The organism is Muribacter muris (genome assembly GCF_001038205.1).
GTDB classification, from domain to species: Bacteria; Pseudomonadota; Gammaproteobacteria; order Enterobacterales; family Pasteurellaceae; genus Muribacter; species Muribacter muris.
Map to the genome: position 1 here is coordinate 1 of NZ_JWIZ01000006.1, position 12,515 is coordinate 12,515.

Consider the following 12,515-nt stretch of genomic DNA (forward strand, 5'->3'; position numbering starts at 1 on the left):
TAATGAATCTTATCGATTTAAACATCGTAATTAAGAAATAATAAAAGTGGAACACTTTTAAAGGATCTTTGTGGTTCAATTTTGGAAGATCATTGACAATCCAGCCTTTACAAACCTTAAAATTTGTGTAAGATCGAGTACAGTATTGATCTGTTACTGGGCAAATCAATCGTAGTGTATCGGTTGGGTATTTGAGCGAGTGGTTTTGTAGCAAGATCTTTAACAATTTTATTTGTAAATATGTTACGCAGAGGGTTGAAAATTCCCGTGTCGGTGGTTCGATTCCGCCTCGAGGCACCACTTAAATTGCAAACTCTTTTCCTCCTTAGTTCAGTCGGTAGAACGGTGGACTGTTAATCCATATGTCGCAGGTTCGAGTCCCGCAGGAGGAGCCATATTAAGAAGCCCCGCTGAGAAATCAGCGGGGTTTTCACTTTTGATAGTAATGCCGTAATAAAGTAAAGAACAAGCGGTCAGATATTGGGAAAATCCGACGCGCTTGCGTGATAGTTGAAATCTGTGATCTATGTCTTATTTTTGCATAATTATGCAAATCTTTGATGGCGTAAACATAAAAATCGGGCTATGATACGCAGCGAAAAATAATAATGATCCCTCAATCGTCATACTTATGCGGCATTTTTACGCCGCTTTTTTTATAAGTGAATAAAACCGTCATAAATATGCACGGCATCGCCGGTCATAAACAGCGGCGAACCAACCCCTTGCCATTCAATATTAAGCGTACCGCCGGGGAGATCAACCCGCACAGTGCTATCTAATACCCCTTGCATAATGCCGACCGCAACCGCTCCGCACGCTCCGCTGCCGCAGGCTTGGGTTTCGCCGGCACCACGTTCGAATACGCGTAATTTGATGTGATTGCGGTTAAGTACTTGTATAAAGCCGATATTTGCCCGTTCCGGAAAACGTTCGTGCCGTTCAAGTAATGCACCTAATTCATTCACATTGGCTTTTTCGACATTTTCCACTTGCAAGACGCAGTGAGGATTACCCATTGAAACAACACCGCACAGCACCGTTTGAATCGGCGTTCTTAGAATATAGTTTTTCTCAAATTTATTGGCGGTAAAGGGGATTTGTGCTGGCTCCCAAATTGGCTCGCCCATATTAACCCGAATTTGCTCGTTATCTTTTAGGCTCAATACCATTTTGCCTTTGGCGGTGCTGACGTGAATATGCTGCTTATTCGTCAGCCCTTTTAGCGTAACAAAACGGGCAAAGCAGCGTGCGCCGTTGCCGCACTGGGAGACTTCACTGCCGTCTGCGTTGAAAATGCGGTAGTGAAAGTCTAAATCGGGATCGTAGGGCGGCTCTACCAAGAGTAATTGGTCGAAGCCTACTCCTCGGTGGCGGTCGGCAAGTTTGCGGATCACCTCTTCGGTTAAGTAAACATTTTGAGTAACCCCGTCGATCACCATAAAATCGTTGCCTAGTCCGTGCATTTTTGAGAATTGCATATTCCTTCCTCTAAATTCATTTTTTTCTTGATTTGGATTATAGAGATTCCCGTTATTTATTGCTATATTGCTCGCCCTTTCTAGAAGGTATCCGCTCTCAATACAACAAAGCATAGTATGGGGGCATTCTGTTAAAATGACAATGGAGCAAATTATGTCCACAATGTTTCTGATTCAATTTGCTGTCGTATTACTCTGCATTTTAGTCGGTGCACGCATTGGCGGCATCGGCTTAGGGGTAATGGGCGGTGTCGGTTTGGCAATATTATCATTTGGCTTCGGTTTGGCGCCGGCGGGATTGCCCCTTGATGTAATGCTGATGATTATGGCTGTTGTTTCTGCGGCAGCGGCAATGCAAGCTTCGGGCGGTTTGGATTATATGATCAAAATTGCGACAGCTATTCTGCGTAAGAACCCGAAATATATCACCTTTATTGCGCCGATTGTAACTTGGACGTTTACCGTACTAGCGGGGACGGGGCACGTTGCCTACTCGGTACTGCCCGTGATTGCGGAAGTGAGCCGCCATAACGGTATTCGCCCGGAGCGTCCGCTTTCGATGGCGGTGATAGCCTCGCAATTTGCGATTGTCGCCAGCCCGATTGCCGCAGCGGTAGTAGCAGTGGTTAATTACTTAGAACCGCAAGGGATTCATTTGGGCGATGTGTTAAAAGTAACAATGCCGGCAACCTTTTTAGGCTTGCTTTGTGCCTGTGTGATTGTCAATAAAATGGGTAAAGAGTTAAAAGACGATCCGCACTATCAACGCCTGCTACAAGATCCGACCTATGTGAAAGAGAACCACGCGAATACCAATCCGGCGGATATTGTGATTAGCCCAACGGCGAAAGTGTCGGTCGGCTTATTCCTCTTTGGCTCGCTCTTGGTGGTGCTGATGGGGGCAATACCGGAGCTTCGTCCGCAATTTAACGGCAAAGAGATGGGGATGGCACACACGATTGAAATCGTAATGCTCGCAGTCGGTGCGTTGATTATGTTGATTTGTAAACCGAACGGTAACGCGGTAACCCAAGGCTCGGTATTCCACGCCGGTATGCGTGCCGTGATTGCCATCTTCGGTATTGCGTGGCTGGGCGATACACTAATGTCTGCGCATATGGTGGAAGTGAAAGCAATGGTTTCAAGCCTTGTCGAAACTGCCCCTTGGGCGTTTGCTTTCGCTTTATTTGTGTTATCGGTATTGGTAAACAGCCAAGGTGCAACGGTGGCGACATTATTCCCGCTCGGTGTGGCGTTAGGCATTCCCGCTCCGATCTTAATCGGGGTATTTGTAGCGGTGAACGGTTATTTCTTCATTCCGAACTACGGCCCGATTATCGCCTCGATCGATTTCGACACCACCGGCACAACCCGTATCGGCAAATACATCTTCAACCATAGCTTTATGTTGCCGGGCTTATTGAGTATGGCGTTTAGCATCGGCTTTGGTTTACTGTTTGCGGATCTGCTACTCTAACAATGCCTGACAAGCGGTCGGTTTCTTGGCAAATAATACAAAGTACAAATGGTGCTTTACAAAAAATTTGCCGAAATCGACCGCTTGTTTTTGGCGATTGAGCTAAATTGGCGTAATATGACGCAGTAGCTTTGAAGGAGGAATAGTCAATGAAACGCATCACATTACTCGCTTTATGCTTGATGGCTCACACGGCATCGGCGGCAAACGATGAACAAAATTGGGTGGACGAGCAACACGCAGCTTTGAAAAGTCGCTTATCCCGCTGGTCGCATAATCTTGACGGCTGGATTGGCACGCCCGACCCAAACAAACCTGCCTCGGCAAATTTACGCATTATGTTGGATAACGAGTGGAATCGTTATGACGGCTATTCAATTAAACCGAGAGTGCGTGGCAAAATCAAACTGCCGGCATTAAAGCAGCATTTGAGCGTGGTATTTGGTGACGAGGATTTGGATAACCAAGCTCGTGATAAACAGCAACTACACCGGAATTATCGAGAAGCCTTACAGGGCGATAAAAAATACGATAAACGCCAAACCCGAGAGGACAATGCCTCCCTTGCGTTACGCTGGTCAAACGGCATTAAAAATCTGGGGATTAAAACCGACCTTGATTTGGGTGTACGCTCTGGCGCTGATGTATTCCTGCGGGCAAGGGCGAGTAAAACTTGGCACTATAACGACACCTACTCCACCCGCTTAGAGCAAATTTATCGCTACGGCATCAATAGCAAACATTATCTGCGCACTAATTTAGAAAATAAACTCACTGAAAACGACCAACGTTTTATTACCAATCATACCTTTCTCCAATACACCAACGATATTGACGAAGACATTCTTTGGGGCAACAGTCTCTACCGCCAACATAATTTTGCCGGCTATAAACAACTGAACTATGGGATTTTGATTGGCGGCGAGTTAGACGATAAAAAATTCTCTCTCGACACTTATGGCCCATTTATTAACTGGCGACAACCGATTTTGCGTGAATGGTTATTTATTCAACCGGAAGTGCATTTCTACAACAGTAAAAAAGAAGATCGAAAACATCACCTCGGCGCATTCTTACGGCTAGAGGCAATTTTTTAGTGGGGAGATACAAACCCACCTTTCATTCTTTGGAAATAAAATAGCATCTTTAGTTAATTGGCAACAAAGTGTATGAAATGAAAAAAAGGGGGCATTTTTAGACTTGCAGTGGTAGCTTTGGTGATAGCGAGCAGTGTTCATCAACATCAAGACAGATTACTGTTTACTTAAATACAATAAGAGCTGATAACGGGAATGAATGAGATGCACAGAAAACAGAAATCGAGTTTATGCAAAATTGGCTGAAAAGGCATAAAAATCTATAAAATAGTACGAAATAGGGAAGTGTTGCTTCCCTCTGTTTTATAATATATCTATTTCGCCAACTTCCACACCCTTGCCACGTTTTGAGCGGTAGAGATGAGATTTTCTCTGGCGTGTTTCAATGTGTTGTCGAGATTGTCCAGTTGTCGGATAATCGGGAAGACGGCATCAATACCTTGTGGGTAAACCACTTCGTAATCTTCTTGCAGGCAGCCGACAATCGCAATGACAGGCTTATTGAATTGCTTGGCTAACTTCGCTACGCCAATCGGGGTTTTGCCGTGAATGGTTTGAGCGTCCATTCTGCCCTCGCCGGTGATGACTAAATCGGCATCTTGCAGATGTTCGGCAAGACGGGTGGCATTGAGGACGATCTCTACACCGGCTTTTAATTGTGCATTTGGTAGGAGCAATACGCCTCCGCCCATTCCGCCCGCCGCTCCTGCCCCTGCCGGCGTCTGAATATCCTTACCTAGCAGGGTTTTGACCCTCTCAGCAAAATGGGCAAGTGCCTGATCCAATAGGCTGACCATTTGTGGTGTTGCGCCTTTTTGGGGAGCAAAAACCGCCGCCGCGCCCCGCTCACCGCAAAGCGGGTTATCCACATCGCAGGCAACGTCAATATTAACTTGGTGTAAACGGGGATCTAAACCACTTAGATCGATCTGTTCAATGTCGAGCAACTGCGCACCGCCAAAACCGATATCCCGCCCTTGCTTGTTATGAAATTTTGCGCCGAGTGCTTGGAGCATTCCGACCCCGCCGTCGTTGGTGGCACTGCCGCCGATACCCAAAATAATCTCGGATACGCCCAAATCCAATGCGGCTTTAATCAACTCGCCTGTGCCGTAGCTGGTGGTTTTCAATGGGTTGCGTTGCGCATTGGGTACTAAATGCAAGCCGGAGGCGGCTGCCATTTCAATAATAGCGGTTTTGCAGTCGCCCGAAAGTCCGAATGTTGCACAGACAGGGTTAGCAAGCGGGGCGATCACCGTGATTTTTTGCAATGTTCCTCCGCTGGCATCGACTAAGGATTGCACCGTGCCTTCGCCGCCGTCTGCCATCGGCACTTTAATATAGCGGGCATTGGGGAAGATTTTGGCAAAGCCGGTTTCGATCGCCTGTGCGACTTCAAGGGCGGTTAAACTTTCTTTAAATGAATCGGGGGCAATTACAATCTTCATTTTAAACTCCTTAAATGAATTGAAATACGCCGAAAATTAGGGTGGAGACTACCGCCATCACAAAGCCGACCGCGGTTTCATAAGGGATCAGTTTTAGTCGCTCTTTGATGTCCATATTGACACTGCCGCCGGTCGCGTGGAAGAACGAGCCGTGCGGTAGGTGGTCGAATACCGTTGCGCCGGCGTGAATCATTGCCGCACCGGCAAGGCTGCTGATACCTAATTCAATCAGGGTACTGCTGAACACGTTCGCCGCAACGGCTGTTCCGGCGGTGGTTGAGGCGGTCGCCAGCGACATCAACATTCCTGAAATCGGGGCAAGCAGGTGGGACGGTAAGCCGGATTGGGTTAAGTTTTCAATTAAGAGATCTTTTAAGCCAGAATGGGCGATAACGCCTGCTAATGTACCCGTACCGAGTAACATAATGGCGACCGGCGCCATTTTGGTTAAGCCGACAATCGCATAGTGGTTGGCTTGTTTGAATTTGCCCATTGCAGTAGCACCAACTAGCGCTCCTAACGGCAGAGCAATGAGCGGATCGATAATAATGTTGCACAGCGGACGCAGTGTAAGCAGTGAAATGGCACAAAGCGGTGCACTGATGGCAGGAAAGAACGACGGTAGCTGATGAGCGGCAACGGCAGTAGTGTCGGCATCGCTTACCTTTGTGCCTTTATTGATCAGGGTTTTCGCCAAAAGATAGGTGAGAGTGATACCGAAGATCGCCGGAATAATGCCGGCAAACATCACGGAGGTGAGCGGGATTTGGAAAGTATCCGCCGCTGCAATGGCATTCGGGTTAGGCGACATCAAATTGCCCGCTTTGCCGCCGCCGATCATTGCTAACAAAATCGCCATTTTGGACAGATTGCCCCGTTTGGCGAGTGCAAGGGCAATCGGCGCTACGGTGATCACCGCGACATCAATAAATACGCCGACCATTGTCAGCAGCATTGTGGCTAAAATCAATGCCAGTAATGCTCTCGTTTCGCCCAGTTTTTTCACAATCGTTTCGGCAATAGTGTTGGCAGCACCGGATTCAATCAACACGCCGGCTAACACACCGGCGGCGAGAATACGCATCACGGCAGTGGTAATCCCTTGTGCGCCGCCAATCATTAGACTGACGGTTTCGGTGAGACTTGCCCCGCCGATTAAACCGCCGACTAATGCACCGACCATCATTCCATAGGCGGGTGAAACTTTCTTCAGGATCAGCGTAATGGCGACTATCAGTGCCACCAATGCGCCTAGTGCGGAAATAGTTGTCATCGTTTATTCTCCCCTAATGGCTAGATAGCGATATTATCCCGTGAGCGAGGGGAGAAATCTTTGTTTAAACGACCAAAAAAGCGGTCGGTTTCGGCAGATTTTTTGTGATTTTCAACTATGGTTTCTGCCAAAGAGTGCTGAGGTAGAGCATACATTTTTCGTCTATCCGATTGAAAGATAAGCCGGTGAGCTGCTCGATTTTCGCCAAACGGTAGCGTAGAGTATTCGGGTGGATAAAGAGCAGTTCGGCAGTGTGAACCGGATCACAATTTGCTAAAAAATAGTGGGTGAGGGTCTTGGTTAATGTTGCATTTTCCGGTTTTTGATATAGCACCTCGGTCGGTTTAATTGCCTCTTTTGCCTGCCAAGTCTCTGCCAGTTCGTGTAATAAAATCGGTAGGCGGGCGTGATGAAAAAAGTAACTGCATTTTCTCGGACACTGTTTTATCCCGTAACGCAGGGTGGCTAATGCCGTCTTATAGGCGAAATGCAAGGATTGCCCCGGTTGCATTGCGCCGACCGCCACTTTATAGCTGTGCGGGCTGACCTGTTCGGCAAAGAGTTTGGTCGGTTCAAAATGTGTCATCTCGGTTAGGGGATTGAGAATGACGATCTGATCCAAGGCGAGAATAGCGATCTCTTGTTGGGGATAGGTTTGTTCAAGGTAGCCGACCCGCTCCTGCAACTGTTCGGCAGTTGCCTGCGAGAGTTGAATAATAATGACCGCACGGGGTAAGGACAAATCAAAGTCAAAAAAAGCGGCTTGCTTTGCATATTCAGCCGGATTGAGCGTACCTTTGAGCAGCTGCAAAATAAATTCTTCTTTATAACGGCGCTGCCAATGGGCTTTTTCGAGTAGAATATGTTGCTCAATAATCAGTTCCGCCGTCATTTTGACCAACTCGGCATAGGCTCGTACCTGTTTCGGCTCGCCGGAAATGCCGACAACGCCCCAGTTTTTACCCAAATAGTGAATTGGGAGATTGATGCCGGCTCGTGCTTCAAACTGCCATTGACGAGCCAGTTCGTCATCGACTTCCACCACACGATTTTGGCGTAACGCAATTACCGCACCGGTATGCTTTTGGTTGAGGCGGGCAGGATCGCCGGAGGCAATAATCACCCCTTCTTCATCCATTACATTGACCGATCGCTGAATAATCCCCATTGTGCGTTTGACAATCTGCTGCGCGATTTGAGTGTTGAGTTTCATTGTGTTTCCCTTTCTCTCTTTTGAATAATATAAATGACTTAGGGGAGATGGTTAATTCTAGTAGAACGATTGCTGTTAATATTTTATGAATAATCTTATTTTAGCAGTTGAAGTTGATTAGCGGTTATATTGATCTATAAAAATAACTCATTGTAATTTAAAGAAATCGATATAAAAAAGACGATTTGAATTTTGTTTAGAAAGTCTCGGTATTTAGCCTAACTCGGTTATTTTACCATAAAATTTGCTAAGTTATTGACAATCATAGATCCCTTAAAACGGATTATGTTTTTGAGGGATAAATTGAGTTGGATGAGAGATATTTTGATAGTTATCGGTGAAAAAGAGGGATGGCAAGGAAAGGTCGAAGTTTTTAGGCTATTAAAACGATGTTGAGAATACTAAGAGCACTGTATTAAAAGGAAAATTAAGGCTGGTAGTTGGGGGTATATCGATACCTATCGAAGTTATGATGCGTTTGATGTTAGTGAATTTTATCACGAACGTATTAATAAAAGGTGTGAAATTTGGGGCTAATCTACTTAGCCCTTTATTTTTTATTACAGGTACTATTTAGAAAGCTTATTTTTTGGGAAAAAACACAAAGCTACTATTATAGTATTTGAATATCTAGTGAATTGACTTTTGTTGTCTATTTCTGCAGTTGGATATTTAAGCTTCTTAATGTGTTTATTGTATTACTACTAATAATCCGCTGCTACACATTAGTACAAGCATACCGCATTTTCAAAACGAATGACACTAGGTTGTTTATTTTCTGACATAAGCGTTCCTTAAAATCAACAAGTTCCCCACAGATCGTATTCATCTGAGTGGGTAATCGTTACGGAAATGATCTGACCAATCGCAATTTCCGCTTTTGAGGTGTTGTCCACATATACAACACCGTCAATCTCCGGAGCGTCCGCCATTGAACGTCCGATAATTCCATCATCATCAATTTCATCGACAATCACCGCTAAGGTTTTGCCGATTTTTTGTTGCAACCGCTGTGCTGAAATTTGCTGCTGCAGTTGCATAAAGCGGTGGAAGCGTTCTTCTTTCACTTCCTCCGGCACTTGATCCGCCATTTCGGTTGCCACCGCCCCTTCGACCGGACTGAATTTAAAGCAACCGACCCGATCAAGCTGAGCCTCTTGTAAGAAATCCAATAATAATTGGAAATCTTGTTCGGTCTCGCCCGGAAAACCGACAATAAACGTTGAACGCAGTGTTAAATCCGGGCAAATTTCCCGCCATTTTTTAATCCGCTCCAATGTCCGTTCGATTGAGCCGGGACGTTTCATTGCCTTGAGAATTTTCGGGCTGGCGTGCTGTAACGGAATATCCAAATACGGCAGAATTTTGCCCTGTGCCATCAACGGAATTAAATCGTCAACGTGCGGATAAGGATACACATAATGCAATCGCACCCATACCCCAAGCGAGCCTAATTTTTCGCACAACGTCAGCAAATCATTTTTGATCGGCATACCGTTCCAAAAGACCGTTTTAGCACCCTCGCTGCGTTTTTTGTCCAACGCATAGGCAGAGGTGTCTTGCGACACAACCAAAATTTCTTTGACACCAGCATCGACTAAACGTTTCGCTTCATCTAACACTTGGACAATAGAACGGCTATCCAAATCTCCCCGCATAGACGGAATAATGCAAAATGTGCAGCGGTGATCGCACCCTTCCGAAATTTTTAAATAAGCGTAATGTTTCGGCGTGAGCTTCACCCCCTGTTTCGGCACAAGGCTGACATAGGGATTATATGCCGGCTTCGGTACATATTTATGCACGTGTTTCATTACCGCTTCATAGCTGTGCGGACCGGTGATTTCCAAGACTTTCGGGTGAACTTCTCGAATTTGATCTTCTTTTGCCCCCAAACAGCCGGTTACAATCACCTTACCATTGGCTTCCAACGCCTCCCCGATGGATTCAAGGGATTCTTGCACGGCACTGTCAATAAACCCACAGGTGTTGACGATCACCAAATCCGCCCCCTCATAGCTTGGGATAATGTTATAACCGTCCGAACGTAACTCCGTCAAAATGCGTTCCGAATCCACTAAATTTTTGGGGCAGCCCAAACTGATAAAGCCGATATTTGGCGTTGCACTCATAAAAAACTCAATAAAAATAAATAGATAATCAAATCAAAAGAGACCCGTGAGCATTTCACAGGCAAAAAAGACTTAATATTGTACAAAATTTGTGGACAAAAGGCGAGAAAACACCACGATTTTTCAGCGCAAGAGAAAATAACCAAGCACAAGCGGTCGCATTTGGTGGGATTTTTGCAATGTGGGGCTGAGGTTTTATACATTTGTATATTGGCAACATAATGCTGATTTGCGTGTTATCCGACAGAAAATAGATTTTTGTTAAATAATTGTTAATTTAAAGTTGATTTAAGGAGCGGAACGGGCTAATGTGGTGAACGAGATTTCTACGAATAATGGGGAGAACATAATGCAGAACACAACATTTAAACAGCGTTTGTTAGCTGGATGTCTTGCTGTGGCACTGACAAGTGCGACATTCTCGGCAACGGCGCAAGGCTCTCTGACCGCCAATGCGGCGGCACGTTATGATAGCAGTACGGATATTTTCCACCCAGTTTATGCTGAAAATGGAATGGTGGCTACTGAACAGGCACTGGCAACACAGGTTGGTGTGGATATTTTGAAACAGGGAGGAAATGCGGTCGATGCGGCTGTTGCTGTGGGATTTGCGCTCGCCGTCGTGTTACCTAATGCGGGGAATATCGGGGGCGGCGGCTTTATGGTGCTGCATCACGGGCAAAGCGGGCAAAATGTGGCTATTGATTTTCGTGAAATGGCACCGCTAAAAGCAAGCCGGGATATGTATCTTGATGCGCAAGGTAATGTGATTGACGGCAAATCGTTATTTAGCCATTTTGCTGTCGGTGTGCCGGGAACGGTGGCAGGAATGGAGCTGGCATTGAAAAAATGGGGAACGCTGCCTTTAGACAAAGTGCTTGAACCGGCAATTAAACTGGCGGAAGAGGGCTTTCCGGTAAGTCGGACGTTGGCGAATTTGCTGCGTACGGAAGCCGATACCTTAGGAAAATGGCAAAGTAGTCGCAAGATTTTCTTTAAAAACGATCAACCGCTGGCTGAGGGGGAATTATTGGTACAAAAAGATCTGGCTCATTCATTGAAACAGATTGCCAAGCAGGGCGCAAAAGCCTTTTATGAGGGAGAAATTGCCCATAAAATCGTGCAAGAAATGCAGCGACATAATGGGCTGATTAGCCTTGAAGATATGAAAGGCTACCAAGCCGTTATCCGTCAACCGATTGAAGGTCATTATCGTGGCTATAAAATTGTTACGATGCCGCCGCCAAGCTCAGGCGGAGTGCATTTAGTGCAAATGTTTAATATGTTGGAAAACTATCCATTGGGCGATTTTGGGGCGAACAGTGCCAAAACTATCCACTTGCTGGCGGAAACAATGAAATTAGCCTACGCCGATCGAGCGGAGTATCTCGGCGATCCCGATTTTGTCAATATCCCGGTGAAAGGATTAACCTCAAAGGGCTACGCCACTTCTTTGATTAGCCACATTAGTGAGGATAAAGCGCGAAGTGCCGCCGACATTAAAGCCGGTCAGCCGCAGCCTTATGAGAGTGATCAAACCACACATTATTCTGTAATGGATAAATTGGGCAATGCCGTTGCGGTAACTTACACGTTAAATCTTAATTTTGGTAGTGGCATTGTGGCGGAGGGAACGGGTATTTTATTGAATAATGAAATGGATGACTTTTCCGCCAAACCGGGCGTAGCGAATGCGTTCGGATTGATTGGCGGTGATGCCAATGCGATTGAAGCGAAAAAACGACCGCTATCCTCAATGACTCCCACCTTGGTGCTAAAAGAGAATAAGCCTTGGTTAGTTACCGGCAGTCCGGGTGGGGCGAGAATTATTACGACCGTTTTACAAAGCATTTCCAATACGATTGATCATCAAATGAATCCGGCGGAAGCGATTATTTCTCCCCGTATTCATCACCAATGGTTGCCGGATGAGCTGCGGATTGAGGAAGGCATTAGCCCCGACACTTTAGCAATTCTTAAGGCGAAAGGGCATCACATTAAGCTCAAAGCACCAATGGGGCGGGTGCAAATTATTCAAGCAAGGGACGGCGGTTTTTACGGCTACTCGGATCCGAGAAATCCTGACGGTAAAACATCGGGGTTTTAGAATGGCAAAGAGAGGTGTTCGACTAGATCGCCTCTCTTTTTATTTCACAACAAGCGGTTGGATTTGACATATTTTTACAATGTAAGATTGCGGTTTTGCTCGTTTGAATGGTGGTTTAACAATATTATGTAGTAGTTGCACAAAGTTGTTTTTTGTTCGCTTGTAGGGACACACTGCGTGTATCCGGATTTAACCTATTGAAATCATTTGATTTTTATAAAGGACACACGCAGTGTGTCCCTACATTCTGTTAAAATTTCTATTTTTGTGCATTTGCTACATAATAC

At 45.8% G+C, this 12,515-nt stretch carries 8 protein-coding genes, 1 tRNA gene and 1 pseudogene; 5 read left to right on the top strand and 5 right to left on the bottom strand.

Annotated features, from left to right (window positions below):
- Window positions 1–319 precede the first annotated feature (319 nt).
- Window positions 320–395, top strand: a tRNA-Asn gene (locus tag RO21_RS01320).
- Window positions 396–656: 261 nt separating this feature from the next.
- Here RO21_RS01320 and dapF read toward each other — a convergent pair.
- Window positions 657–1,481: a diaminopimelate epimerase gene (dapF, locus tag RO21_RS01325; RefSeq protein ID WP_047976003.1), complete on the bottom strand. Its 825-nt coding sequence runs from the start codon at window positions 1,479–1,481 to the stop codon at window positions 657–659.
- Window positions 1,482–1,635: 154 nt separating this feature from the next.
- Between dapF and RO21_RS01330 the strand changes: the two genes are divergently transcribed.
- Window positions 1,636–2,958 (top strand): anaerobic C4-dicarboxylate transporter, encoded by a 1,323-nt coding sequence (locus RO21_RS01330; protein ID WP_047976004.1) that lies wholly within the window; start codon window positions 1,636–1,638, stop codon window positions 2,956–2,958.
- A 149-nt stretch (window positions 2,959–3,107) separates the two neighbouring features.
- On the top strand, window positions 3,108–4,055 hold the full coding sequence (locus tag RO21_RS01335) for a hypothetical protein (protein WP_047976005.1): 948 nt from the start codon (window positions 3,108–3,110) through the stop codon (window positions 4,053–4,055).
- Window positions 4,056–4,369: 314 nt separating this feature from the next.
- On the opposite strand, the gene RO21_RS01340 is transcribed toward RO21_RS01335, so the two are convergent.
- From RO21_RS01340 to RO21_RS01350, 3 genes are all read right to left on the bottom strand, one after another.
- Window positions 4,370–5,503, bottom strand: a complete 1,134-nt coding sequence (locus RO21_RS01340) for a glycerate kinase (protein WP_047976006.1) — start codon at window positions 5,501–5,503, stop codon at window positions 4,370–4,372.
- Window positions 5,504–5,513: 10 nt separating this feature from the next.
- A complete protein-coding gene (locus RO21_RS01345; RefSeq protein ID WP_047976007.1) occupies window positions 5,514–6,776 on the bottom strand; it encodes a GntP family permease in 1,263 nt (420 codons plus the stop codon).
- A gap of 115 nt (window positions 6,777–6,891) precedes the next feature.
- The gene (locus RO21_RS01350; RefSeq protein ID WP_047976008.1) at window positions 6,892–7,989 is read right to left on the bottom strand and encodes a sugar diacid recognition domain-containing protein; all 1,098 of its coding nucleotides are present in this window, start codon (window positions 7,987–7,989) and stop codon (window positions 6,892–6,894) included.
- A gap of 136 nt (window positions 7,990–8,125) precedes the next feature.
- On the opposite strand from RO21_RS01350, the pseudogene RO21_RS13310 reads away from it, so the two are divergent.
- Window positions 8,126–8,502 (top strand): annotated as a pseudogene (locus tag RO21_RS13310) (IS1595 family transposase); the annotation flags it as partial.
- 287 nt (window positions 8,503–8,789) lie between these two features.
- Here RO21_RS13310 and rimO read toward each other — a convergent pair.
- Window positions 8,790–10,121 (bottom strand): 30S ribosomal protein S12 methylthiotransferase RimO, encoded by a 1,332-nt coding sequence (gene rimO, locus RO21_RS01355; protein ID WP_047976009.1) that lies wholly within the window; start codon window positions 10,119–10,121, stop codon window positions 8,790–8,792.
- A 349-nt stretch (window positions 10,122–10,470) separates the two neighbouring features.
- Here rimO and ggt point away from each other — a divergent pair, with 349 nt between their 5' ends.
- Window positions 10,471–12,228, top strand: a complete 1,758-nt coding sequence (ggt, locus tag RO21_RS01360) for a gamma-glutamyltransferase (RefSeq protein WP_047976010.1) — start codon at window positions 10,471–10,473, stop codon at window positions 12,226–12,228.
- Window positions 12,229–12,515 lie beyond the last annotated feature (287 nt).